Origin of the sequence: Streptomyces sirii, assembly GCF_045690365.1 — a bacterium.
Classification (GTDB): Bacteria; Actinomycetota; Actinomycetes; order Streptomycetales; family Streptomycetaceae; genus Streptomyces; species Streptomyces sirii.
Genome location: NZ_CP147982.1, coordinates 5,220,536 through 5,246,523, shown reverse-complemented (window position 1 = coordinate 5,246,523; position 25,988 = coordinate 5,220,536). Strand labels below are relative to the sequence as shown.

Annotated in this window: 18 protein-coding genes; 11 read left to right on the top strand and 7 right to left on the bottom strand. The window is 70.7% G+C overall.

The genetic code is table 11. From position 1 onward, the window contains the following. Positions 1–103: 103 nt before the first annotated feature. Positions 104–1,516: a DNA repair protein RadA gene (gene radA, locus WAB15_RS23730; RefSeq protein ID WP_407287474.1), complete on the top strand. Its 1,413-nt coding sequence runs from the start codon at positions 104–106 to the stop codon at positions 1,514–1,516. Between the two features lie 126 nt (positions 1,517–1,642). Then, on the top strand, positions 1,643–2,767 hold the full coding sequence (disA, locus tag WAB15_RS23725; RefSeq protein WP_384428138.1) for a DNA integrity scanning diadenylate cyclase DisA: 1,125 nt from the start codon (positions 1,643–1,645) through the stop codon (positions 2,765–2,767). 87 nt (positions 2,768–2,854) lie between these two features. Here disA and WAB15_RS23720 read toward each other — a convergent pair whose 3' ends face one another. The 3 genes from WAB15_RS23720 to WAB15_RS23710 all read right to left on the bottom strand — a co-directional run bounded on the left by WAB15_RS23720 (position 2,855) and on the right by WAB15_RS23710 (position 5,840). Further along, positions 2,855–3,412 carry a DUF3291 domain-containing protein gene (locus WAB15_RS23720; RefSeq protein ID WP_407287473.1) on the bottom strand — a complete coding sequence of 186 codons (558 nt, stop codon included), beginning with the start codon at positions 3,410–3,412 and terminating at the stop codon, positions 2,855–2,857. 363 nt (positions 3,413–3,775) lie between these two features. Beyond that, positions 3,776–4,759, bottom strand: a complete 984-nt coding sequence (locus WAB15_RS23715; RefSeq protein ID WP_399150907.1) for an NAD-dependent epimerase/dehydratase family protein — start codon at positions 4,757–4,759, stop codon at positions 3,776–3,778. A 259-nt stretch (positions 4,760–5,018) separates the two neighbouring features. Continuing rightward, positions 5,019–5,840 carry a hypothetical protein gene (locus WAB15_RS23710; RefSeq protein WP_407287472.1) on the bottom strand — a complete coding sequence of 274 codons (822 nt, stop codon included), beginning with the start codon at positions 5,838–5,840 and terminating at the stop codon, positions 5,019–5,021. A gap of 264 nt (positions 5,841–6,104) precedes the next feature. On the opposite strand from WAB15_RS23710, the gene WAB15_RS23705 reads away from it, so the two are divergent. Then, entirely contained in the window at positions 6,105–6,689 is a 585-nt protein-coding gene (locus WAB15_RS23705; RefSeq protein ID WP_407287471.1) for a phosphatase PAP2 family protein, read from the top strand. Between the two features lie 83 nt (positions 6,690–6,772). Here the strand turns inward: WAB15_RS23705 and WAB15_RS23700 are convergent, their stop codons facing one another. Continuing rightward, positions 6,773–7,513, bottom strand: a complete 741-nt coding sequence (locus tag WAB15_RS23700) for a hypothetical protein (RefSeq protein WP_407287470.1) — start codon at positions 7,511–7,513, stop codon at positions 6,773–6,775. Positions 7,514–7,785: 272 nt separating this feature from the next. Between WAB15_RS23700 and WAB15_RS23695 the strand changes: the two genes are divergently transcribed. From WAB15_RS23695 to cseC, 5 genes are all read left to right on the top strand, one after another. Further along, the gene (locus tag WAB15_RS23695; protein ID WP_399150903.1) at positions 7,786–8,745 is read left to right on the top strand and encodes an A/G-specific adenine glycosylase; all 960 of its coding nucleotides are present in this window, start codon (positions 7,786–7,788) and stop codon (positions 8,743–8,745) included. Positions 8,746–9,494: 749 nt separating this feature from the next. Next, a complete protein-coding gene (locus tag WAB15_RS23690) occupies positions 9,495–10,046 on the top strand; it encodes a SigE family RNA polymerase sigma factor (RefSeq protein WP_127155366.1) in 552 nt (183 codons plus the stop codon). A 286-nt stretch (positions 10,047–10,332) separates the two neighbouring features. Beyond that, complete coding sequence (locus tag WAB15_RS23685) at positions 10,333–10,923, top strand: hypothetical protein (protein WP_399150931.1); 591 nt, start codon at positions 10,333–10,335, stop codon at positions 10,921–10,923. Positions 10,924–10,932: 9 nt separating this feature from the next. Next, the gene (cseB, locus tag WAB15_RS23680; RefSeq protein ID WP_407287469.1) at positions 10,933–11,643 is read left to right on the top strand and encodes a two-component system response regulator CseB; all 711 of its coding nucleotides are present in this window, start codon (positions 10,933–10,935) and stop codon (positions 11,641–11,643) included. 8 nt (positions 11,644–11,651) lie between these two features. Then, entirely contained in the window at positions 11,652–12,956 is a 1,305-nt protein-coding gene (cseC, locus tag WAB15_RS23675; protein WP_399150902.1) for a two-component system sensor histidine kinase CseC, read from the top strand. Between the two features lie 480 nt (positions 12,957–13,436). Here the strand turns inward: cseC and WAB15_RS23670 are convergent, their stop codons facing one another. Further along, positions 13,437–15,026, bottom strand: coding sequence for an MDR family MFS transporter (locus WAB15_RS23670; protein ID WP_399150805.1), 1,590 nt, complete (start codon positions 15,024–15,026; stop codon positions 13,437–13,439). Between the two features lie 143 nt (positions 15,027–15,169). On the opposite strand from WAB15_RS23670, the gene WAB15_RS23665 reads away from it, so the two are divergent. Continuing rightward, a complete protein-coding gene (locus WAB15_RS23665; protein WP_407287468.1) occupies positions 15,170–15,784 on the top strand; it encodes a TetR/AcrR family transcriptional regulator in 615 nt (204 codons plus the stop codon). Here WAB15_RS23665 and WAB15_RS23660 read toward each other — a convergent pair. Further along, on the bottom strand, positions 15,766–16,458 hold the full coding sequence (locus WAB15_RS23660) for a M23 family metallopeptidase (protein ID WP_407287467.1): 693 nt from the start codon (positions 16,456–16,458) through the stop codon (positions 15,766–15,768). The genes WAB15_RS23665 and WAB15_RS23660 overlap by 19 nt on opposite strands. A 571-nt stretch (positions 16,459–17,029) precedes the next feature. Between WAB15_RS23660 and WAB15_RS23655 the strand changes: the two genes are divergently transcribed. Together WAB15_RS23655 and WAB15_RS23650 are read left to right on the top strand one after the other, a co-directional pair. Further along, a complete protein-coding gene (locus tag WAB15_RS23655) occupies positions 17,030–20,269 on the top strand; it encodes an NACHT domain-containing protein (protein WP_407287466.1) in 3,240 nt (1,079 codons plus the stop codon). Between the two features lie 53 nt (positions 20,270–20,322). Further along, complete coding sequence (locus WAB15_RS23650; RefSeq protein WP_407287465.1) at positions 20,323–22,893, top strand: NACHT domain-containing protein; 2,571 nt, start codon at positions 20,323–20,325, stop codon at positions 22,891–22,893. Positions 22,894–23,117: 224 nt separating this feature from the next. On the opposite strand, the gene WAB15_RS23645 is transcribed toward WAB15_RS23650, so the two are convergent. Continuing rightward, a complete protein-coding gene (locus WAB15_RS23645) occupies positions 23,118–25,643 on the bottom strand; it encodes an ATP-dependent Clp protease ATP-binding subunit (protein WP_407287464.1) in 2,526 nt (841 codons plus the stop codon). Positions 25,644–25,988: the final 345 nt, after the last annotated feature.

Sequence of the window (25,988 nt, the reverse complement as noted above, 5' to 3'; positions counted from 1 at the left end):
ACCGGACGGCGGCGGGGACGGCGACCGGGCGGCACCCGCCGGGACTCCGCTCCCCGAGGACTCGGCCGAGGGCGTTGTCAGACCCCGCCGCTACGGTGACCCCATGGCAACGCGTAAAACGTCGAGCAAGGAGCGCCCCTCCTACCGCTGTACCGAATGCGGCTGGACCACCGCGAAGTGGCTCGGCCGCTGCCCCGAGTGCCAGGCGTGGGGCACCGTCGAGGAGTTCGGCGGCACCCCCGCGGTGCGCACCACCGCGCCCGGCCGCGTCACGACGGCCGCGCTGCCCATCGGCCAGGTCGACGGCAAGCAGGCCGCCGCCCGCTCCACGGGCGTGGACGAACTGGACCGGGTGCTGGGCGGCGGCCTGGTCCCCGGCGCCGTCGTGCTGCTGGCCGGCGAACCGGGCGTCGGCAAGTCCACCCTCCTGCTGGACGCCGCCGCCAAGGCCGCCTCCGACGCCCACCGCACGCTCTATGTGACCGGCGAGGAGTCCGCGAGCCAGGTACGGCTGCGCGCCGACCGCATCGGCGCCATCGACGACCACCTCTATCTGGCCGCCGAGACCGACCTCTCCGCCATCCTCGGCCACCTCGACACCGTCAAGCCCTCCCTGCTCGTCCTCGACTCCGTCCAGACCGTCGCCTCCCCCGAGATCGACGGCGCGCCCGGCGGCATGGCCCAGGTCCGCGAGGTCGCCGGCGCCCTGATCCGCGCCTCCAAGGAACGCGGCATGTCCACGCTCCTGGTGGGCCACGTCACCAAGGACGGCGCCATCGCCGGCCCCCGCCTCCTGGAGCACCTCGTCGACGTCGTGCTGCACTTCGAAGGCGACCGGCACGCCCGCCTCCGCCTCGTGCGCGGCGTCAAGAACCGCTACGGCACCACCGACGAGGTCGGCTGCTTCGAACTGCACGACGAAGGGATCACCGGCCTCGCCGACCCCTCGGGCCTGTTCCTGACCCGCCGCGCCGAGCCGGTGCCCGGCACCTGCCTGACGGTCACCCTGGAGGGCCGCCGGCCGCTGGTCGCCGAGGTCCAGGCGCTGACCGTCGACTCCCAGATCCCCTCCCCCCGGCGCACCACCTCCGGCCTGGAGACCTCCCGGGTCTCGATGATGCTGGCCGTCCTGGAGCAGCGCGGCCGGATCAGCGCCCTGGGCAAGCGCGACATCTACAGCGCGACGGTCGGCGGTGTGAAGCTCACCGAGCCCGCCGCCGACCTCGCCGTCGCCCTTGCGCTGGCCAGCGCCGCCAGCGACACCCCCCTGCCCAAGAACCTGGTCGCCATCGGCGAGGTGGGCCTCGCCGGCGAGGTCAGACGCGTCACCGGCGTCCAGCGCCGGCTGTCCGAGGCGGCCCGGCTCGGCTTCACCCACGCCCTGGTCCCCGCCGACCCCGGCAAGATCCCCGACGGGATGCGGGTCCTGGAGGTCGCCGACGTCGGACAGGCCCTGAGCGTCCTGCCCAAGCGGGTCCGCCGGGAGGCCCCACAGGAAGAGGGCGCACGCCGGTAGACTTTGCCCTGGTCTCGCCCGTCACCGCAGAATTGCCTGCCGGCCACGTACGCTCCGCTGGTACGTCAACCGCAGCAATGGGGCGGGCGGCCTGCGGACCGACAGACCGTGTGACGGAGGAGTGCAGTGGCAGCCAACGACCGGGCATCGACTCCCGGCAGGTCCGGTGGGAACCCCGGCACCGAGAGCCTGATGCGCGCCTCGCTGAGCGCCGTCGCGCCCGGTACCGCACTGCGCGACGGCCTGGAGCGGATCCTCCGCGGCAATACCGGCGGGCTGATCGTCCTCGGCTTCGACAAGACCGTCGAGACCATGTGCACCGGCGGCTTCGTCCTCGACGTCGAGTTCACCGCCACCCGCCTGCGCGAGCTGTGCAAGCTCGACGGCGCCCTGGTCCTCGACAAGGACATCACCAAGATCCTGCGCGCCGGCGTCCAGCTGGTCCCCGACGCCTCCATCCCCACCGAGGAGACCGGCACCCGCCACCGCACGGCCCAGCGCGTCTCGATCCAGGCGGGTTTCCCCGTCGTCTCGGTCAGCCAGTCGATGCGCCTGATCGCCCTGTACGTGGACGGCGAGCGCCGCGTCCTGGAGGAGTCCGCCGCGATCCTCTCCCGCGCCAACCAGGCCCTGGCCACCCTGGAGCGCTACAAGCTCCGCCTGGACGAGGTCGCCGGCACCCTCTCCGCCCTGGAGATCGAGGACCTGGTCACGGTCCGCGACGTCACCGCGGTCGCCCAGCGCCTGGAGATGGTCCGCCGGATCGCCACCGAGATCGCCGAGTACGTCGTCGAGCTCGGCACGGACGGCCGCCTCCTCACCCTCCAGCTCGAAGAGCTGATCGCCGGCGTGGAGCCCGAGCGAGAGCTGGTCGTCCGCGACTACGTCCCCGAGCCCACCGCCAAGCGCTCCCGCACGGTCGCCGAAGCGCTCTCCGAGCTCGACTCCCTCACCCACACCGAGCTGCTCGAACTCCCCATCGTGGCCCGCGCGCTGGGCTACAGCGGCGCCCCGGAGACCCTGGACTCCGCCGTCTCCCCGCGCGGCTTCCGCCTGCTGGCGAAGGTCCCCCGTCTGCCCGGCACGGTCATCGACCGCCTCGTCGACCACTTCGGCGGCCTGCAGAAGCTGCTCGCGGCCAGCGTCGACGACCTCCAGACGGTCGACGGCGTGGGCGAGGCCCGCGCCCGCTCGGTACGCGAGGGCCTGTCCCGCCTGGCGGAGTCGTCGATCTTGGAGAGGTACGTCTAGGGGAGGTCCGGGCGTACGCCTGGTGGCCTGGCCCCTCCTGTTCAATCGAGGCGTTTGACAGCGAACCCAGTCGTTCAGGCTTCCCTGTCAGCGGACCTGGTCGCTCTTCGGCCCGATGCCTTTGGTCCTGGTCGGAGTTCCGTCCGGGGCGAACGAGTGGTGGAAGGTGAAGGCGTGCGGCGATGAGCCGTGGTCGTGGAGGTGTTCCAGCCTGGAAACCCCGTCCTGCCAGGTGGGTATCACGTCGTCGGAGACCCACCAGAACGCGTAATTCGGGTGTGCTGTCCTCTCGAACCAGTCGTAACGCCTGTTCAGCGCCTCACGGTGCAGGCCGGTGTAGATGGCGTCGAAGGCGGGGCGCAGGTCGGTCCAGAGCGAGAGGGTCGCGGCCAGGGCGGTGGTTTCCACCGTACGGCCCTTGCCGTACCAGGTCGGTACGGCGAACTCGCCCCATGCACCCCAGTCCAAGTCGAAGTGTGAGCCCCGGCCACCGTCTGCCGCTTCGGCATGCGCGAGGTATCCGGGGTGCTGACTGATCTTCTGGTAGACGACCTCACCAATGTCGTAGAACTCGCGCGTGAGAGGTGCGGGATCGGCGAGAGGCGACTTCAGGACGCCGAATGTGTACAGCGCAAGATGGGGCATGCATCTCTCCCTGGTTGGGGGTTCCTGGTGTGGACCCGGTTCGGTGGCTTACGCATGGGGACGAGGATTCGTGGGGCGTGACCGACTCATCCCCTCGCGGGTGGCTCAGCCTGAAGGAACTCCTGTGCGACCGCGGGCGATCGCCGAAGACCAGGTGAAGGTAGCTGCCTCTGCGGGCCATGTCGAAGTTGCGTTTTCGCTGTCCAAGTGGCCTCTTGCACCGGCCATTGCGGGGGCCGGGGCGGTGACGGGCGGGGCAGGCCGCGGGGTAGCAGTGGTCCACTTCGGCCGATCGGTTCGCCCGCCATGCCCGTCCGCACCGCCTGTCCGACAGCCCCCCCCCCCCCCCCCCCCCGCGCCTCCCTACCGCAGGGCCGCCGCCTCCTTCTCCTCCGCCAGGCCCACCGCCGGCCGGTCCGGGCGCTGTGGCGCCGTCCCGCCGATGGACCGCAGCCAGGACCAGGTATCCGCCACCGTCTCGGCTACGGGGCGGCAACGCAGCCCGGTAGCCAGCGCCTTGGAGACGTCCGCGCCGTACATCGCGTCGTACAGCTCGCCCGGCGGCAGCCAGACCGGCAGCTCCGACCACGGCTCGATGCCGGCGGCGAGCACGTCCTCCGGGGCGGTCCAGCGCAGCTCCGCGTCCGAGCCGGTGACCTTCACACAGCTCTCCAGCAGCTCGCCCATGGTGGCGTGCCCGGTCTCGCTCACCAGGTTGTACGCCCCGCCGAGACCGGACTGCACGGCGTCGAGGGTCCATTCGGCGAGGTCGCGGACGTCCACGTACTGAAGGGCCGTCTCCCGCGGACCGGGCGCCAGCACCGCGCCGCCGCGGGCGATCCGGCCCAGCCACCACGGCAGCCGCCCGATGTTCTCGTACGGCCCGAGGATCAGGCCCGCACGGACCAGCAGCGCCCGGTCCCCGAAGGCGTCGAGCGCGGCCAGCTCAGCGCCCCGCTTGGCCACCGCGTAGTCGCCGGAGTCCGTCGCGTCGGCGGACCCGGCCACCAGCGGGCCGTCCTCGCCGAGGCCGTACGCCGCCGGGTACGCGTACACCGACCGGCTGGAGACGTAGACGTAGCTCCGGGCCCGGCCGGCCAGCAGACGCGCCGCGTCCCGTACGGCCGCGGGCGCACCGCTCCACGTATCGACGACGGCGTCCCATTCGCCCGCCTCCAGCGCCGCGAGGCCTGCCGCGTCCGTCCGGTCGCCGTGCAGTGCGGTCACGCCCTCCGGCGGTGCGTGGGTCCCGCGGTGGAAGACTGTCACCTGCCAACCCCGGGCCAGCGCCGCCTCGGTGACCGCCCGGCCCACGAACTCCGTTCCACCCAGCATCAGTAGTCTCATGACGGCGACTGTGCCCGAGGTCCACGGGCCAGACCAGTACCGCACGCTCTCAGCGGAATCGCCCAGAGCGATCAGCCTCGGCGCGGCTCGACGCGGGCGTCAGCCCTCGGGTCAGCCCTCGGCAGCTCGACCCGGGCGGCAGCCCTCGACGCTGCCGGAACGGCTCTCCCGTACCGGCGCCCCGGCCTTCGACCGGAACAACTGCCCCGCTCCGCCGATGCCGCAGCCTCGGCCGGAGCAGCTCGCCCGTCCTGGTACGTCAGTCCTCATCCAGCACGAACGACGTGTGGACCGTCTTCAGGCCCGGCACCTTCGCCTCGATCAGGTACTTGCCGGCCGGCACCGTCGCCGAACTCGGCGTCGCGCACTGCGGGGCACTGGCGTGGCGGTCCCACCCGAGGGTGCGCTTGACGGAGCCCTCGGCCGGCACCTTCAGCAGCGCGGGGGCGGTGCCCGACGGGCAGTCGTTCGAGGCCCACACCGGGTCGTCGCCGGCGGTGTCGGTGATGGTGACCACCGCGGCCTTCTGCCCGAGGTCCACCTTGCAGGCCGAGCCGGCCGTGTTCTTGACCGTCAGCTCGAACGTCGGCCGCTTGCCGGGGGCGTAGGAGTCCTTGACGCTGTGGAGGGTCAACTCCACCTTGGGCGCTGTGCAGTTGGGGAGGGACGAACCGGCCGGCACCGCGCTTCCGGAGCCCTGGCCGATCGGACCGCTGCCGGATCCCGAACCGGAACCGCCCGAGCCGGAGCCGCCACCGGCACCGCCGCCGCCCGAGCCTCCCGTGTCGCCGCCGGAGCCGGAGTCCGAGCCCGACTCGCCGCCGGCGCCCGACTCATCGCGCCCGCCCGGCTTTTGAGTGATCGCCGGGTCGGTGGAGGAGGGGCCGGGCGTGATGGACGTCGCGGGCCCCCTGCCGTCCGAACCGCCCTTGCCCTCACCGCTGTTCGCGCCGTCGCCACCCAGGTTGAGCGCCCAGACGACCAGTACGGTGAGCAGGACGACGATGGTCAGCGCAACGGCCCTCCGCCGCCAGTAGATGGAGGAGGGAAGCGGCCCGATCGGATTGCGCAGTGATCCCACGCGGAAACTCTACGAGAGATCCGCAGCCACACCGGCCACTACCCGCCGCATCCGGCTGCAACTTTTCCCATTATCGGCCCGGAGTCGGATCCTCGGCCGCGTTTACCACCGTAACGGGCCCGATGCCCCGTTAGGCGAGGTCTGCTCTCTCCGGCCTTACTTTCGCCGGATACCCCCGGACGTTTCCCCCGACGTTTCGCCGGACGCTTCCCTCCGACGTTCGTACGCCGCACCGCGGCCGCCACGGCCGTACCGTTGATGATCATGAACAGCATCGACCTCTACGGCGACCTCACCGACCTGGCGCACGACGCGCCCACCTTGCTCCGCACCTTCGCCGACATCGGCACCGAGGGCGGGTTGCTGCTTCTGATGGCGGTGGCGGTGCTGGGGTGGTGGCGGTCCCGCAGCGGCACGGCGCGAAGCGTCGCGCTCGCGGTACTGGTGCCGATAGCCACTGTGGTCGCGTACCTGCTGAGCGAAGTCGTCAAGAGCCTGGTGGACGAGGAGCGCCCCTGCCGGGCGGTGGCGGGCGCGGCCGCCTCGATCGTGTCCTGCCCGCCCGAGGGCGACTGGTCCTTCCCCAGTAATCACTCGACGATCGCCGCGGCGCTGGCGGTCGGCGTCGCCGTCGCCTGGCGGGCCGCCGCGTGGGCGGCGCTGCCGATCGCCCTGCTCACCGGCTTCTCCCGGGTGTTCGTCGGTGTCCACTACCCGCACGACGTGGCCGCCGGCCTGGCCCTGGGCGCGGCGGTGGCGGCGCTCGGCGCGGCACTCCTCAGCTCCCCGGCGACCGACCTGGTCCTGCGGATGCGCGCGGGCCGGTGGCGGGTGCTGGTCGAGGCGTAGGCGCTAGGGGGAGCTGCGCGGCGACACGGGGAGCCAAGGAGAGCCAAGGGGAGCTACGGGGTACTACAGAGCACTCCGCGGCACTACGGGGTGTCCGCTCGCCGCCACTCCTCCTTGTGGCCGAAGCCCTGCCCGTTGTCGATCAGTCGCAGCCAGTCGGGGCGCAGCTCCCACAGAGTGGTGCGCTCAAGTGCGGTGCGGAGCCGGTCGTTCGCCTCGACGAAGGGGAAGCGCTCGGTGTAGACCCGCCAGCCGGCCGCCCGGTCGGCGCCGGCCAGGGGCCGGCAGTGGCCCCGACCCTGTAGCCCCGTCAGCCCGCTCCACTCCTGGCCGTCCCGCTGCATGGTGAACGCGACCCGGGCACCGGACTCGGCGAGGGCCCGGCCGTGCCGGGTCGTGACCGCGGTGACGAAGTACAGCACGGGGTCGGAGGAGGAGCCGGCCAGGGGCGCTCGGGGGCCGTCGCCGACGCCAGCACCATCGCCACCATCACCTTCACCAGCTCCGGCTCCGGCGCCAGCCCTGCCGCCGGAGCCGGCGCCAGCCGTGCCCGGCGCGTCAAGCGCCTCCGCCGCGTACAGCACCGCGCAGGCCTGCGGCCCCTCCTCATCCACGTACGCCAGCGTCATCGTCGTATGCGCGGCCAGCGCCTGCCGGATGGCGGCGGGGCAGGCCGCGGCGCCGCCCGCTTCGCCCGCACCCGCCACGCCGCCGGCTTCGCCCGCGTGGCTCGCAGCGGCCATGCCGCCCGCCTCCGCCGCGCGGCCCGTACCCGACGCACCACCGCTGGCTGCCGTACCGCCGCCGGCTTCCGTATCGCTCATCCCGTATCGCTCCGCTCTTCGCCGCGCGCCCGCGTTCCTACCGCTCCGCCGCGCGCCCGCATCCTCGCTCGCTCGCCGCCTCCACTATTCAAGCAACGATTACGGAGAGTAATTCGTCGTCGCCCCGCCTTCGGCCCGTCGTCGGGTCGGTGCGTACCGCCGGTAGCCGCCACCCGTGCGTATGTAGTCGTCCTGCGTGCGGGTGGGCGTGCGGCGGGGCGGGCCCGGCGCGTTTCCCGGGCGCGCGCGGACGTGCCAGGATCGGCAGTGCCATGACTTCGACGCCTGTCACTTCCACTGCCACGACCGCCGCCGCCGAGACCGCTTCCGCCGCCGCACCGGCCGCGGGTGCCGCAGACGGGACCGCGCTGCACGGCCCGGTCACCGACTGGTTCGACGAGCACGCCCGCGATCTGCCCTGGCGCCGCCCCGAGGCGGGCGCCTGGGGTGTGATGGTGAGCGAGTTCATGCTGCAGCAGACCCCGGTCAGCAGAGTGCTGCCGGTGTACGAGCAGTGGCTGGCCCGCTGGCCACGCCCCGCCGACCTGGCCGCCGAGGCGCCTGGTGAGGCGGTTCGGGCCTGGGGCCGGCTGGGCTATCCGCGGCGCGCGCTGCGCCTGCACGCCGCCGCGTCCGCCATACAGGAGCGGCACGGCGGTGATGTGCCGCGCGAGCACGGCCAGTTGCTGGCGCTGCCCGGTGTCGGCGAGTACACCGCCGCGGCGGTGGCGTCCTTCGCGTACGGGCAGCGGCACGCCGTGCTGGACACCAATGTGCGCCGGGTGTTCGCCCGCGCGGTGGCCGGCCGGCAGTACCCGCCGAACGCCACCACCGCCGCGGAGCGCAAGCTCGCCCGCCAGCTGCTGCCCGACGACGAGCCGCTGGCGGCGCGCTGGGCGGCCGCCACGATGGAGCTGGGCGCGCTGTTGTGCACGGCGCGCACGCCGGAGTGTCACCGTTGCCCGATCGCGGCACAGTGCGCCTGGCGGCTGGCCGGCTCCCCGGCGCACGACGGTCCGCCGCGGCGGACGCAGACGTACGCGGGTACCGACCGGCAGGTGCGTGGCAAGCTGCTCGCCGTGCTGCGCGAGGCGGTGACGCCGGTGCCGCAGCAGGTGCTGGACGCGGTGTGGGACGAGCCGGTGCAGCGGGCCCGGGCGCTGGACGGTCTGGTGTCGGACGGTCTGGTGGAGCCGCTGGGCGGCGGCCGGTACCGGCTGCCGCTGTCGTAGCGCGACCGTCATGCTGCCGCTGTCGTAGCGCGACCGTCATAGGGCCCGCCGTCACACGGCCCGCCGCCCTACATATCGCAGCCGTCATATTGCGGCCGCGATACGTACGGCGGCGGGCGGCCGCGAAGCCGAGCGGCCGCGGCTCAGCCGTCTCGTCCCGGCCATCTCCCTCCCGGCCGTCATGCCGCGGCCATCAAGTAACCGGCATGAGGCCTCAGCCATCAAGTAACGGCCATGGCGTCTCAGCCATCGCCTAACGGCCATGTCGCCCCGGCCGTCATATCCCGGCCGTCATCGCGCGCTGTCGCATACGGTGGCGCGGTACGGATGGCCCAGTCAGTACGTATGGCCCGGCCCGCCTGCGGAGGCGGGGCGGCCCTCGGGCCTCCGGCCGCGGCGGCCGCGACGCCCGCGCCCTGACCTCATGTCAGCGGACGTGGTGGCCGAAAGGCGCGATCCGCGCCGGCCGGAAGGGGGCACCGCGGGGCCCGGCACCCGCCTCGACCTGCCTCGTAGGCCTTGCGGTGGGGGTGCTTGTCCGTCCGGAGTATGACGCGCGTAGGCCCGCCATCCGCCCGAGGTATGACCCCTGGAGCGCTGTTACACAACCGAGGGTTTTCCGTGCATTCGCTGTGGGCCCGACGCACACTACGCCGCAACACCCCCTCCGTAGCGTCTTCCTCGCGCTGGAAACGACGACCACCGGCGCGGACAACGTGGGGAATCGCAAGCGGATCGGAGGCGTCGAAATGGCGACCAGCGGCGGCAAGGTACTGGACTTCGAAGAGTACGTGCGTACGCGGCAGGAGGCCCTGCTGCGCAGCGCGCGGCGCCTGGTGCCCGATCCGGTCGACGCGCAGGATCTGCTGCAGACGGCACTGGTGCGTACGTACGGCCGCTGGGACGGCATCGCGGACAAGTCGCTGGCCGACGCCTACCTGCGCCGCGTCATGATCAACACGCGGACCGAGTGGTGGCGGGCGCGCAAGCTGGAGGAGGTGCCCACCGAGCAGCTCCCGGACGCGAGCGTGGACGACGGCACCGAGCAGCGCGCCGACCGTGCCCTGCTGATGGACATCCTCGGGGTGCTGGCTCCCAAGCAGCGCAGCGTTGTGGTGCTGCGGCACTGGGAGCAGATGAGCACGGAGGAGACCGCTGCCGCGCTCGGTATGTCGACGGGTACGGTGAAGAGCACGCTGCACCGAGCGCTGGCCCGACTGCGGCAGGAGCTGCAGATGCGGGACATCGACGCGCGGATGCTGGAGCGCGGCGAGCAGGAGCGGGAGCGGTGCGCGGCCTGACGGTCGGCTCACGGCATCCGGCACGGAGCGCAACGACGACGAACGGCGCGACGACGAACAGCGCGGCATTATGTGCGGCGGCCTGGCATGAGATGGCCGTCACCCCCGGAGGGGCCGTACGGTTCACGACTCCACGCGCGACAATCACATCAGGAACAGCAGCGGGAGCGGCGGCTGTGCGAGCAGCGCGGTGAGCGGGAGCGGTTTGTCCAGGAACAGGTTGACCGGGTTCGGGTTGACCAGACGCGGCGGCGCGGCCACGGCAGGGGTGGCCGCCGTCGGTCTTTTGCTGGCCGGGTGCAATCCGGGGGGCGAGGGCGTCCGCAGTGAGGGGGCGGCCAGCCATACGCCCGCGCCGAGGGGTGCGGTGAGCAGTACGCCCAGCCCGACCTCGTCCGCCGGGATCAAGAAGGTCGACGCCGTCGCGCTGATGCGGGACGACCCGAGGGTCGGCGCGGATGTGAAGAAGTCCCTGTACAAGCCGTGTGCCGCCGACGAGTATCCGGTCGAGGTGACGTATGCGTCGCTGACCGGCGGTAAGTCTCCCGATGTCATCGTCAACGTCATGACCTGCGCGGATTCGGTGGGTATCGGCTCTTACGTCTACCGCAGGGACAGTGGCGCGAAGAGCGGGTATGACAACGTGTATGCGAACGAGCAGCCGTCGGTCTCCGCCGGGGTCAACAAGGGTGAGCTGGAGGTCTCCAAGCAGACCTATGAGACCGGCGACAAGGTGTGCTGTCCTTCCGGGGAGGACGTGCTGACCTATCACTGGGCGGACGGCCGCTTCACCGAGTTCGCGAAGTACCACACCGACTACAGCAAGACCACCGCCGACGGCCCGGAGCCGGACGACGGCCTGGCATCGGAGGGTTGAGACAACCGCATGGCCGAGACCCATGTGCTCTTCGTCGAGGACGACGACGTCATTCGTGAGGCCACTCAGCTGGCGCTGGAGCGGGACGGTTTCGTGGTCACCGCGATGCCCGACGGGCTGGCGGGTCTGGAGGCGTTCCGCGCCAACCGTCCGGACATCGCGCTGCTCGATGTGATGGTGCCGGGCCTCGACGGTGTCAGCCTGTGCCGCCGGATCCGCGATGAGTCGACGGTTCCGGTGATCATGCTGTCGGCGCGGGCCGACTCCATCGATGTGGTGCTCGGGCTGGAGGCGGGCGCGGACGACTACGTCACCAAGCCGTTCGACGGCGCGGTGCTGGTGGCCCGGATCCGCGCGGTGCTGCGTCGCTTCGGTCACGCCAGCGGCCCGGAGGGCGGGCGGCCCGCCGCGGCGGCGGAGGACGATCCGGCGGAGGCGGTGCTGCGGTTCGGTGATCTGGAGGTCGACACCGAGGGTATGGAGGTGCGCAAGGGCGGCGAGAACGTCGCGCTGACGCCCACCGAGATGCGGCTGCTGCTGGAGTTCTCCAACGCGCCGGGTACGGTCCTCTCGCGCGATCGGCTGCTGGAGCGGGTCTGGGACTACGGCTGGGGTGGGGACACCCGGGTCGTGGATGTGCACGTCCAGCGGTTGCGCGGCAAGATCGGCCAGGACCGGATCGAGACGGTCCGCGGCTTCGGATACAAGCTGAGAGGCTGACTCCTCCGGTGGTCAGGCTGGCCCTGCGGACGGGTCTGAGATGGAAGCTCAGCGCCGCGATCGCGCTCGTCGGAGCGCTGGTCGCGATCGCGCTGAGCCTTGTCGTGCACAATGCGGCCCGCCATTCCATGCTCGACAACAGCCGGGACGTCCAGGTCGAGCGGCTGAACTTCACGCAGAAGATCTTCGAGTCCACCAACCGGCTGCAGTTCGGCGCGAAGATCGACGATCCGGCGCTGCCGCCGGCGCTGCGTGCGGAGGTCGCCAAGAACAAGCGGGCGACCTACCTCCAGGACACCGGTGAGACCGCGCCGGAGGTGTGGGCGGCGTCGCCGCTGAGCAACGGCCGGGTGCTGTCGGTCCACGACCGCTTCCCGGACCGCTTCGCCGTTCTGGACGATCTGGATCAGGCACTGCTGATCGGCTCGACCGCGGTCGTGGTGGGGGGCTGTGCGCTGGGTGTCCTGGTGGGCGGGCGGCTCTCCAGCCGGCTGCGCAAGGCGGCCGCTGCGGCGGGCAAGCTGGCCGACGGTGACACGTCGGTGCGTATCCGGGACGAGGTCGGCGGCGGCCGGGTGCACGACGAGACCGACGATCTGGCCTGGGCGGTGGACGCGATGTCGGACGCCCTTCAGGAGCGCATCGAGGCCGAACGCCGGGTGACCGCCGATATCGCGCATGAGCTGCGTACTCCGGTCACGGGTCTGCTGACGGCGGCGGAGCTGCTGCCGCCGGGCCGCCCTTCGGAGCTGGTACGCGACCGGGCGCAGGCGCTGCGCACCCTCGTGGAGGACGTGCTGGAGGTGGCGCGGCTCGACGGTTACGCGGAGCGCGCGGAGCTGCAGGACGTGATGATCGGCGAGTTCGTCTCCCGCCGGGTGCGGGCGCTGGATCCGGACATCACCGTCGACGTCGTACGGGACGCGGAGGTCACGACCGATCCGCGCCGCCTGGAGCGGATCCTGGGAAATCTGATTGCCAACGCCGCCCGGCACGGCAAGCCGCCGATCGAGGTGACCGTCGAGGGCCGGGTGGTGCGGGTGCGCGACCACGGCGGCGGTTTCCCGGAGGCGCTGCTGCGGGAGGGGCCCAGCCGTTTCCGTACCGGCAGCAGCGACCGGGCGGGGCGTGGCCACGGCCTGGGCCTGACCATCGCGGCGGGGCAGGCGCGGGTGCTGGGCGCGCGTCTGACGTTCCGCAACGCGGATGAGATCACCGACGGTTCGACGGGCGCGGTGTCCGTCCTGTGGCTACCGGAGAACGCGCCGACGAATACGGGGAGCTTTCCGGTGATCAACCTGCCGGAGCGCTGAGTCGCTGCGCCTGGGGCTGCTTCCCACGTTTTCGGCTGTCCCGCCGTGGGGGTTCGTGTGGTTCGCCTGCGGCGGGCCCCTCCGCTGCGCTTTGCTGCGGCCGACGTGTTCGACTTACTCGTCGTGGCGCCTGCGGCGGGCGGGGTCCGCTGCGCGGGGCTGTTCGGCTGCCGGTGACGGGCCGGAGGGGTTGGGGTGTGGGACTGCTGCGCTTTACGTCCCACACCCCAACCCCTCCGGCCCGCCCCCTCCCGTAGTGGGTGGGAGAAGAACGGTGGGGTTGAACGTCAGCCTTCGTGTGCCGGTAGCCGACGGATCAGGCCCGCCCCCACCGGCCTGCCTTCCACCCACCCACGGGAGGGGACAGACCGTAGGACGGAGTCCGTAGGGCTGTTACCGCACCCGACACACCACGCCCGCCGCAGGCGCAACGGTGACAAGGCACCACGGCGGGAAAGCCGACAACGTGGGAAGGCTGACTTACTTCGTCTTCGCGGGCCCCCCGCGCAGCGGAACCTCCTTGAGGAACCACGCGGCGGCGAAGCCGATGATGCTGACCGCGGCGCCCCAGAGGAAGACGTGGTGGGTGCCGGAGGCCACCGCGTGCGCGTAGGCGTCCTTGATCATCGGCGGGAGCTTGGCGAGGCCCTTGGGGTCCATCTGGGCGCCGCCGCCGGTCATCTTCTCGCCGGCGGCCTTGCCGATCCGCTCGATCATCGTGGACTCCACCCGGTGGGTGAAGATCGCGCCGAAGATCGCGACGCCGAAGGAGCCGCCGATCGTGCGGAAGAGGGTGGCGGACGAGGAGCCGACGCCCATGTCCTTCATCTCGACGCTGTTCTGCGCGATCAGCATCGTGGTCTGCATCAGGAAGCCCATGCCGGCGCCGAGCACCGCCATGTAGACGCCAGAGGTGAAGCGGGTGGTGTCGGTATCCATCAGGGACAACAGCGCCAGGCCGGCGGTGATCAGGCCGCCGCCGACCACGACGAAGACCTTGTACTTGCCGCTGGCGGTGGTGACCCGGCCCGCGAACAGGGAGACGACCATCATCGCGAGCAGCATCGGCAGCAGCAGCAGGCCGGAGTTGGTGGCCGAGGCGCCCTGCACGGTCTGCTGGAACAGCGGCAGGAACGTCATCGATCCGAACATCACGAAGCCGACGAGGAAGCCGATGAGCGTGACGAGCGAGAAGTTGCCGTTGCGGAAGATGTGCAGCGGCAGCACCGGCTCGCTGACCTTGCGCTCGACCAGTACGAAGCCGACGAGGGCGACCACGCCGAGGATGCCGAGGCCGATGATCTGGCTGGACAGCCAGTCGTACTCGGTGCCGCCCCAGGTGGTGATCAGTACCAGTGAGGTGATGCCGATGGTGAGCAGTGCGGCGCCCACGTAGTCGATGCGGGTCTGCGACCGCTTCTTGGGCAGGTGCAGCACCGCGGTCACCATGACCAGGGCGATCGCGCCGAGCGGGAGGTTGATGTAGAAGCTCCAGCGCCAGCCGAGGTGGTCGGTGATGGTGCCGCCGACCAGCGGTCCGCCGATCATCGCGACGGCCATGACGCCGGCCATCATGCCCTGGTACTTGCCGCGTTCCCGCGGCGGGATCAGGTCGCCGATGATCGCCATGACGCCGACCATCAGTCCGCCCGCGCCCAGGCCCTGGACGGCGCGGAAGCCGATCAGCTGGCCCATGTCCTGGGCCATGCCGGAGAGCGCCGAGCCGACCAGGAAGATGGCTATGGAGGTGAGGAAGACGCCCTTGCGTCCGTACATGTCGCCGAGCTTGCCCCAGATGGGCGTCGAGGCGGCGGTGGCGAGGGTGTATGCGGTGACCACCCAGGACAGGTGGCTCATGCCGCCCAGCTCGCCGACGATGGTCGGCATCGCGGTGCCGACGATCATGTTGTCCAGCATCGCGAGCAGCATCGCGATCATCAGCGCGAAGAGTACGACCCGTACGCTCGCCGGCTGCTTGTCCGCCCCCGTGCCCGGTGTGGACTCGGGTCGTTCCTCGACCGTGGTCTGCTGTCTTTCCCCCGTCGGGGTCGCGGCCTGCGACTTCCCCATTACTTCACTCCTACTTACTTGCCGCCCGGCTAGTTCGTTACAGTGAGAGAAGGTAGGCGGGCAACTAGCCGGGCGTCAAGTAAGTTTCCTTGGCGCCCCCTCGGGCAGCCCTCTGACCAGTACCGACGACGCAGGAGAGCAGCATGAGCACACCGCAGGCGCGCAGGGGAAACACCCGCCAGCGCATTCAGGACGTCGCTCTGGAGCTGTTCTCCGAGCAGGGCTACGAGAAGACCTCGCTGCGCGAGATCGCCGAGAAGCTCGAGGTCACCAAGGCGGCGCTGTACTACCACTTCAAGACCAAGGAAGACATCGTCATCAGCCTGTTCCAGGGCCTGACCAGCCCGATCGACGAGCTGATCGTCTGGGCCCAGGAGCAGCCGCGCACCCTGGAGACCAAGCACGAGCTGATCCGCCGCTACAGCGAGTCGCTGCGCTCGGCCGAGCCGCTCTTCCGCTTCATGCAGGAGAACCAGGCCGCGGTGCGCGATCTGAGCATCGGCGAGCGGTTCAAGGAGCGGATGCTGACCCTCTTCGGCCTGCTGAAGGAGCCCGATTCCGAGCTGTCGGATCAGGTGCGCTGCATCACGGCGCTGTTCTCCATGCACGCGGGCATGTTCGCGATGCAGAACGTCGAAGGCGACCCCGAGGAGAAGCGCAAGGCCATCCTCGAGGTCGCCACAGAACTGGTCACGGCGGCGAACCCGCCGAACCGCCGGCCAGTCCGGCCGGACTCAGCTCAGACGGAAGCGCCGTGAGCCCGCAGGAATCCGGTCGGCTCGATGCCCGTCCCGTAGTTGGGACCGGTACGGACCTCGAAGTGCAGGTGGGGGCCGGTGGAGTTGCCGGTGCTGCCGGACAGGCCGATCAGCTGGCCGGTGCCGACCCGCTGGCCGGGCTGGACCTTGATCTGTGACAGGTGCGCGTACTGGGTGTACATGCCGTTGTCGTGGCGGACCACGATCGCGTTGCCGTACGCCGGGCCGTCACCGCCACCCCAGGGGCCGGCCTTGACGACGGTGCCCTTGTGGACGGACTTCACTGCGGTGCCGGTCGGCACGACGAAGTCCTGACCGCTGTGGTTGTGCGACCAGTGGCTGCCGGCCAGGCCGAAGGTCGAGCCGAGGGTGTACTTGTCCACCGGCTTGCCCCAGGCGTTCGCCTTCTTGGCCGCGTCCTTCTTGGCCTTGGCCGCCTTCGCGGCCTTGGCGACCTTGGCCGCCTTGGCGTCGGCGACGGCCTTGGCCTGCGCGTCGGCCTGGGCGGAGACGGTCTTGCCGACGCCCGAGGTGAGGCCCAGCAGGCCGCCGTCGGCGGCGGTGGCGACACCGGCGCCGAGCGCGGCGGTCACGCCGATACCGGCGGCGACTACGGCGGCGCGGTTACGCAGGACGGTCTTCTTCGAATTACGTATGGCGGTGAACTTCGACATGCGGGTTTGCCCTCCGGAATTTGATTTGGTTTCCCGGCTGCGGACCGGGATCGCCATTCCTTGGTAACCCGCCAGAACCATCCCGCCAAGGGGCCTTTCTACTAACCCACCCCGTATTGGGAAGTGAGTGCTGCAGGCCCTTGCGACATCATCGATCGTTCGCATGAACCGCCCCAAACAGGACCATTTCGGGCACGCTCGGCGCCCGCCATACCCACTCTGATCAGGGTTTTTACCCATACGTGGCACGGGTGGTGCGCCGTGCACCCCGCTCGCCGCCCGGCACCCCCGCGCCGCGGCCCGAAAACCCCCGCGCCCCGGCGCCACACTTCCCCTAATTCTTTTAGTAGGCCTCATATCGCCTGTGCGTCATGTCACGCACAGGCGAGATCAAATACCTTTTCCCTGTGACCCGGGTTACTCGGATATCTGTGACGTGGGTTACTCGGGGCCGTCGAATGCGCCCTTCGGGAGCCGGCGGAATGTCGAATTCCGTGACCGGCGCCACACCTTTTCCCGCTAACCTGGCGGGACGGCGTCGACACCGGCCAGGGGGAGGGCACAGCGCGCGATGGACCCGTCAGCAGTGGGCGTCCGGCTCGCCTCCGGCGTGGTGGCGCCGCTGGTCAGGAAGCTGTTCGTCAAGGAGGGGCCGGGCGCCGGCCTGACCGCGGCCCCCGTACGGCTCTCCGCGCTGGTGTCCTTCAAGGGCGAGCAGCGGACGCTGTCCGACAAGGACCTGCGCCGCCTCGCCGCGGAACTGGTGGACCGCGCCGTCCGCGCCGCCGGCCCCGGCGAGCGCCCGGTCGGCGAGGACGAGCAGCAGGCCGTGGCCGACGCCCTGGCCACCACGCTGCGTGCCCTCGGCGACCTCGACATGGACGACGTACAGGCCGTGCGGCTGGGCTCCACCGCCCTGGCCGAACGCCTGGAGGCGGCCGCCCCGCACGCCGTCCGCGACCTGTCCCGGGACGCCGAGCTGCTGCACGGCACCCTGCTCGGCACCGCCTGCCTGCACATCGTCCACTTCTTCAGCCGGCGCTCGACCTTCGTGGCCCGCACCCTGGTCCAGCAGAGCCGCAGCCTGGACGACCTGATCACGGTGATCGACGAGTTCCTCGCCCGGCATCCCTCGCAGCCGGCGTCGGACACCGCCTTCGAGCGCGACTACCTCGCCTACGTGGCGCGCAAGCACGCGAGGCTCACCATCTACGGCATCGACCTGGCCAACTCCCCGGACCGGTGGCCGCTGGACGCGGCCTATATGAGCCTGGAGGCCACGGCGTCGGGCGCGCGCGAGGTGAACCCCCTCGGCGGCCCCTGGAGCGAGGACGATCTCCATCCGATCGGCGCGTCCGCTCCCGTCCCCGCCGACCAGGCCCTGGCCGGCCGCGACCGGGTCCTGCTGCGCGGCATCGCGGGCTCCGGCAAGAGCACCCTGGTGCAGTGGCTGGCCGTCTCCTGCACCAAGGCCCCTGCTCAGACGCCCCTGCCCCACCTCTACGGACGCATCCCCTTCGTCCTCCCGCTGCGCACCCTCACCCGCGACGGGGCGCACTTACCCACCCCGGACCACTTCCTCGCCGCCGTCGGCTGCCCCGTCGCCGGGTCGCAGCCCGGTGGCTGGGCCGATCGCGTGCTGGCCTCCGGGCGGGCGCTCCTCCTCGTCGACGGACTGGACGAGATCCCCGACCGCGAGCGCGAGCAGGCCCGCCGCTGGCTGCGCGATCTGCTCGACGCGTTCCCGGACAACCGGTGGCTGGTCACCACCCGCCCCTCCGCCGTACGCGACGACTGGCTGGCTTCCGACGGCTTCGGCGAGCTGACGCTCTCCCCCATGCGCGGCACCGAGGTCGCCGCGTTCATCGGCCGCTGGCACGACGCGGCCCGCGGCGACGCCGAGGACACCGCACGGCTCGACGCCTACCAACAGTCCCTGCTGGCCGTCGTACACACCAAGCAGGACCTCGCGCGGCTGGCCACCAATCCCCTGATGTGCGGCCTGATCTGCGCGCTGCACCGCGACCGCCGCGGCTATCTGCCCACCGGCCGCAAGGAGTTGTACGACGCGGCGCTGTCGATGCTGCTCTCCCGCCGCGACCGGGAACGCGACATGGCCGCCCCCACGGGCATCGAGCTGAGCGACGAGCCGCAGATCCAGCTGCTCCAGCGGCTGGCGTACTGGCTCATCCGCAACGGCCGCACGGAGCTGGACCGGGAGCGGGCGGAGCGGATCATCGGCGATGCGCTGCCGGCGGTTCCGACGGCGGCGGAGCAGGGCTCCGCCGAGGCCGTCTTCCGCCATCTGCTGCTGCGCAGCGGTCTGCTGCGCGAGCCCGCGCCGGGCTCGGTCGACTTCGTCCACCGCACGTTCCAGGACTACCTGGGAGCCAAGGCGGCGGTCGAGGACGGGGACTTCGGGCTGCTGGTGGCGCATGCGGAGGACTCCCAGTGGGAGGACGTGCTGCGGATGGCGGTGGCGCACGCCCGGCCGCGGGAACGGGCGGATTTCCTGCGCGGGTTGATCGCCCGCGGCGACGCCGCCGGGAGCGACGCCGCCCGCCTGCGCGTCCACCTGCTGGCCATGGCATGTCTGGAGCACGCCACGGAGCTCGATCCGCGCGTACGGGAGGAGGTCAACGAGCGGGCCCGGGCGATTCTGCCGCCCCGCACCCACGAGGAGTCGAAGCTGCTCGCCGAAGTGGGGCCCCTCGTGCTGGAGCTGCTGCCCGGACCGGACGGTCTGGAGCGTGACGAGGCACAGGAGGTGGTGGTGACCGCGTCGCTCATCGGCTCGGATGCGGCCCTGGAGATCCTCAAGCGCTTCCGCAGCCACCCCGTGGAGGCCGCCCGGGTCCAACTCGGCGCGCGCTGGGAGGCCTTCGACACCGACCGCTACGCCCAGGAGATCATCCGGCATCTCGCCCCCGACACGCACGTCACCGTCACGACCGACGGCCAGCTGCACGTGCTCAAGGCCCTCGGCGGCCGGCCGCGGATATCGGTGAACGGTCCCTTCACCGACCGTGAACTCCTCGACGGACTGCACATCGAGCAGATCACCCATCTGACCCTGATGAACAACCCGGAGATCAGCAGCCTCGCCTTCCTCCGGAAGTTCCCGGCACTGGAGTCGCTGACACTTCAGGACTGCCCCGCTGTCGAAAGCGTCGCTCCTATCGTGGACTTGCCCATACACACGTTGAGCGTCACAGGGCTGGACGATCACCGCGTGACCACCCCGCACGGGCTCCGCCGACTCCGCCACACGAAACGGCTGACGCTCGCCACCCCACCACCGGAAGGACTGGAAGCCCTTCCGGTGAACGCCCCGTTGGACAGTCTCACTCTCCGCCACCCGCCGGGCTCCTGCTTCGCCGGGGTGACGTCCTGGCCCCACTTGCAAAGGCTGCAGCTGCAGTACATCGCCCCTGATTTCAGTGAGGACCAGTGGCGAACACTCACGCACCTTGCCGAGCTCGAATACTTCTCCTTCGGTCTGACGGAGGGAGAAGTCGCCCTATGCATTCCCCCCGGATTTCAACTGCCCCAAGTGAAGTCCCTCAGCCTCCTCAACTGGGCCCGTCGCTCCGCGTCCGAACTGAGTGCAATCCTGCGCACCGCCCTGCCTGCCTTCCCAGGCGTCCAGACCCTCCAGCTGTACGGCATGATCGACGCACCCATCGCCCTTCCCTCCTTGACGTCCCTGCCCGACCTCCAGGAGGTCTATCTCTCCCTTCTCCGCCCGGAGCCCGCCCCCGTCCTTCCCCCCCACGCGAAACTCACCCTCTTCCCGCGCCCCCGCACCTAGGCTGGAGGGCATTCCTCAACCGCCCGCCCCAGCACCGCAGTTACGGGAAGCCCATGGATCCCTCCGCCCTTGCCGCCCGCCTGGCGCCGCGCGACGTCGACCCGCTGATCCGCCGGTTGTTCCGTACCGACGGGCCGGCCGCCGAGCTGGTCGACCGACCGGTGCGGATCTCCCGCCTGGTCTCCTTCGCCGGTGAGAAGCCGGTGCTGACGGAAGGGGAGCTGGACGGCCTCGCGGCGGCGCTGGTGGAGCTCGCGACCGGCGGGGAGGAGCCGGACCTGGTCAGCGCCCTGGCCCGCAGCCTGCGCGCGCTGGCCGACATCGAGATGGACGACGTCGACGCGGTCCGTCTGCTGCCCGCCGAGTTCGCCCGCCGGCTCTGCGAGGCCGTGCCGGGCGTCACCGCGCCCCTGACCGGCGACGCCGCCCGGACACACGGCCTCCTCATGGACGCCGCGGCGCTGCACATCCTGCACTTCCTCAGCCGGCGCTCGACGTATGTCGCCCGCACCCTCGTCGAGCAGACCCGTACGCTCACCGAGCTGGTCCACGGGCAGCGTGCCGCCGCGTCGCCGCTGGACCGCGGCGACCGGGCCGCCGCGGACGCCGCCTTCGAGGCGCGCTACGCCCAGGACACCGCGGCCCTCCACAACCACCTCACGATCTTCGGTATCGACCTCGCCCACTCCCCCGACAGCTGGCCGCTGGACGCCGCCTATCTGGGGCTGCAGTGCGAGTCCGGCTCCCAGGACGGCCGCGACGACGCCGACCAGGACGACCCTCCGCTCCCCGCCGAGCAGGCGCTGGCGGGCCAAAGCCAGGTCCTGGTGCGCGGGGTGGCCGGGTCCGGCAAGACGACGCTGCTGCAGTGGCTGGCCGTGGCCACCGCCCGCGATGAGCTGCCCGAGGCGCTGGCGGCGCTGCGCGGCCGGGTGCCGTTCCTGCTGCCGGTGCGCCGCTTCGCCCGCGAGGGCCTGCCCTCCCCGGAGACGTTTCTGAGCGCGGTCGGCTATCGGGAGGCCGAGGCGGCGCCGGACGGCTGGGCGCGGCGGGTGCTCGGCGCCGGGCGGGCGCTGCTGCTGGTCGACGGGGTCGACGAGGCGCCGGAGAGCGACCGCGAGGAGCTGCGCGGCATGCTCGTCGAGTGGGCCGCCCGCCACCCGGGGAACGTCTGGGTCGTGACGTCCCGGCCGTCCGCCGTGCCCGCCGGCTGGCTCGCCGCGGAGGGGTTCGGGGAGGTGTCGCTGGCGCCGATGAGCCGTGAGGACGTGGCCGCGTTCATCCAGCGCTGGCATCGCGCGGCCGCCCAGCAGAGCCCGGCGGATCTGGACCGGCTGGGCCATTACGAGCGGACGCTGCTCAATGCCGTGCGCATCACCCGCGATCTGGGGCGGCTGGCGACCAATCCGCTGATGTGCGGGCTGCTGTGCGCCCTGCATCGCGATCGCCGCGGCTATCTGCCCAACGGCCGCAAGGAGCTCTATGACGCGGCGCTGTCGATGCTGCTGGAGCGGCGCGACCGGGAGCGGGCGATGGTCGCCACCGACGGGGTGGAGCTGACCCGGCAGCCCAAGATCCAGCTGTTGCAGAAGCTGGCTCACTGGATGCTGGTCAACGGCCGCTCGGAGATGGATCGGACGACGGCCGTCGACACCCTGGCCCGGCATCTGCCCGCCATTCCGGACGCGGCCCGCCAGGGTGGCCCGCAGGAGGTGTTCCGGCATCTGCTGAACCGGACCGGGCTGCTGCGGGAGCCCACGCCCGGCACCGTCGATTTCGTGCACCGCACGTTCCAGGACTATCTGGCGGCCCGCGCCACCGTGCAGCGGCACGACTTCGCCCTGCTGCTCGACCATGCGCACCATGACGACTGGGAGGACGTCATCCGGATGGCCGTGGCGCTGGCTCGCCCCGATGAGTGCGCGGCACTGCTCGACGGGCTGCTCGCGCCGCATGCGGGGGTACGGGCCGCCGAGGCCCGGCACCGCAAGCTGCTGGCGGCGGCCTGTCTGGAGCATGCCACCGAGCTGGATCCGGCGGTGCGGGCGCGGGTGCGGCGCTTCACCCGCGACATGGTGCGCCCCAGCACTCCGTCGGCGGCTCGAGCCCTTGGCTGGATCGGGCCGATCGTGCTGGAGATGCTGCCCGACCCGTCGGAGGCCTCCGACGGCGAGGCGCATCTGCTGGCGATCACCGCCACCTCGATCGCGGACGATATGGCGATCGACTATCTGGTGGGGCTGCGCGAGCGGGCGCATCACGACATCCGGGCGCAGCTCGCCGGGGCCTGGCGCCGCTATGACACGGCCCGCTACGCCCGCGAGATCATCGCCCACCTGGAACCGGCCGAGTTGTATTTCCCGGTCTGTGACCTGGAGGAACTGCATGCGCTGCGCCGGCTGGGCGGCCGTCCGCATCTGCGGATCGACGGGTATTTCACCCCCGATCAGCTGATCGAGGGCATCGTTCCGGCCGAGGGGCTGACCCGGCTGTGGCTCGCCTACGACCTGGGGGACTCCATGGAGTGGCTGTCGGCCTTTCCGAATCTCGACACGCTCCGGATCGGCCGGCGTATTCCTCCGGTGAACGGCGTCCCCGACGGCATTCGCCTCGTGCAGATGTAGCCGGCGGCGGGAGGCGCGAACGGCCACCGATACGTTTGGCGCATTGGGTGACCGAAAAGAGCCCCTGTGTGCATACCGGGCCGCTTTCTGTGATCCGTAATCCTGCAGAACGGGAAAAGGGACTGCCCCGGAATCGTTTCGTACGATTCCGGGGCAGTCCCCTATGTGCCCTATGCGCCTTTTACGGGATTCGCGCTCGGGGCGCGATCCGCTCAGGCGTCCTTTCAGGCGTCCTTGCTGAGGTTCGGGCCCGAGCCGCCGGTCGCGGACTCGATCGGCGGGGCGTCCGGCAGTGCGGACTTCTCCTCGCCGCGGAAGGTGAACTTGGCGCTGTCACCCTCGCCCTCGGTGTCGACGACCACGATGTGGCCCGGACGCAGCTCGCTGAAGAGGATCTTCTCCGAGAGGGCGTCCTCGATCTCGCGCTGGATCGTGCGGCGCAGCGGACGGGCGCCGAGCACCGGGTCGTACCCGCGCTTGGCCAGCAGCGACTTGGCCTCGCCGCTGAGCTCGATGCCCATGTCGCGGTCCTTGAGCCGCTCGTCCACCTTGGCGATCATGAGGTCGACGATCTGGATGATGTCTTCCTCGGTCAGCTGGTGGAAGACGACGGTGTCGTCGACACGGTTGAGGAACTCGGGGCGGAAGTGCTGCTTGAGCTCTTCGTTGACCTTGTTCTTCATCCGCTCGTAGCTGGACTTGGTGTCGCCCTGGGCCGCGAAGCCGAGGTTGAAGCCCTTGGAGATGTCCCGCGTGCCGAGGTTGGTCGTCATGATGATGACCGTGTTCTTGAAGTCCACGACCCGGCCCTGGGAGTCGGTCAGGCGACCGTCCTCCAGGATCTGCAGCAGCGAGTTGAAGATGTCCGGGTGGGCCTTCTCGACCTCGTCGAAGAGCACGACGGAGAACGGCTTGCGGCGCACCTTCTCGGTGAGCTGGCCGCCCTCTTCGTAGCCGACGTAGCCGGGAGGCGAGCCGAACAGTCGCGAGACCGTGTGCTTCTCGCTGAACTCCGACATGTCGAGGGAGATCAGCGCGTCCTCGTCGCCGAAGAGGAACTCCGCCAGCGTCTTGGACAGCTCGGTCTTACCGACACCGGACGGGCCGGCGAAGATGAACGAGCCGCCGGGACGCTTGGGGTCCTTCAGGCCGGCGCGGGTGCGGCGGATGGCCTGGGAGAGCGCCTTGATGGCGTCCTTCTGACCGATGACGCGCTTGTGGAGCTCGTCCTCCATGCGGAGCAGTCGCGAGGACTCCTCCTCGGTGAGCTTGAAGACGGGGATGCCGGTGGCCGTGGCCAGGACCTCGGCGATCAGCTCCTCGTCCACCTCGGCGACGACGTCCATGTCGCCGGCCTTCCACTCCTTCTCCCGCTTCGCCTTCGCGGCCAGGAGCTGCTTCTCCTTGTCGCGCAGGCCCGCGGCCATCTCGAAGTCCTGCGAGTCGATCGCGGACTCCTTCTCCCGGCGCACATCGGCGATCTTCTCGTCGAATTCGCGCAGGTCCGGCGGTGCGGTCATCCGGCGGATCCGCATCCGGGAGCCGGCCTCGTCGATCAGGTCGATGGCCTTGTCCGGCAGGAAGCGGTCGGAGATGTAGCGGTCGGCGAGGGTGGCCGCGGCGACCAGCGCGGAGTCCGTGATGGAGACGCGGTGGTGGGCCTCGTAGCGGTCCCGCAGACCCTTGAGGATCTCGATGGTGTGCGGCAGCGACGGCTCCGCGACCTGGATGGGCTGGAAGCGGCGCTCGAGGGCGGCGTCCTTCTCCAGGTGCTTGCGGTACTCGTCGAGCGTCGTGGCACCGATGGTCTGCAGCTCGCCTCGCGCCAGCATGGGCTTGAGGATGCTGGCGGCGTCGATCGCGCCCTCGGCGGCACCCGCACCCACCAGGGTGTGGAGCTCGTCGATGAACAGGATGATGTCGCCGCGGGTGCGGATCTCCTTGAGGACCTTCTTCAGGCGCTCTTCGAAGTCACCCCTGTAGCGGGAGCCGGCGACCAGGGCACCGAGGTCGAGGGTGTAGAGGTGCTTGTCCTTGAGGGTCTCGGGCACCTCGCCCTTGACGATGGCCTGCGCCAGGCCCTCGACGACCGCCGTCTTGCCGACGCCGGGCTCGCCGATGAGGACCGGGTTGTTCTTGGTACGGCGCGACAGCACCTGCATGACGCGCTCGATTTCCTTCTCGCGCCCGATGACCGGGTCGAGCTTGGTCTCGCGAGCGGCCTGCGTGAGGTTGCGGCCGAACTGGTCCAGGACGAGGGAGGTCGAGGGCGTGCCCTCGGCGGGGCCGCCGGCGGTGGCGGCTTCCTTGCCCTGGTAGCCGGAGAGCAGCTGGATGACCTGCTGCCGCACCCGGTTGAGATCGGCGCCCAGCTTCACCAGGACCTGGGCTGCGACGCCCTCGCCCTCGCGGATCAGGCCGAGCAGGATGTGCTCGGTGCCGATGTAGTTGTGGCCGAGCTGGAGGGCCTCGCGGAGCGACAGCTCCAGGACCTTCTTGGCACGGGGAGTGAAGGGGATGTGACCGGACGGAGCCTGCTGGCCCTGCCCGATGATCTCCTCCACCTGCTGGCGGACCGCCTCGAGCGAAATCCCGAGGCTCTCCAGGGCCTTAGCGGCGACACCCTCACCCTCGTGGATCAGGCCCAGGAGGATGTGCTCGGTGCCGATGTAGTTGTGGTTGAGCATCCGGGCTTCTTCCTGAGCCAGGACGACAACCCGCCGCGCACGGTCGGTGAACCTCTCGAACATCGTTAATCGCTCCTCAGAGCGGTCAGGCAGTTAGGGGTCGGTCCCCTCCCTGTCCTTCCGCATGCTAGTCCCGCGGGGCGGGACAGCTCATTCCAACTGCCGACACCCGTCCGGATCACCCCCGCTCCGGCGGGGAAATTTACTGCCGAACAGCTGACATCTGCTCCAACTCGATGGTGCGAGACGATGTTCCCGCAGGCCAGGCATATACGCCCTTGGCCACTACGCCCGTGGCGAACGCGCCGTTCTCCGACACGCCGCCCGCATCCGGCCAGCGGCCGGGCCGAAGCGCCTCGTGCGCCGGTCACACCGTCTCTTCCCACTGAGACTGTCTTACCCGCTGCC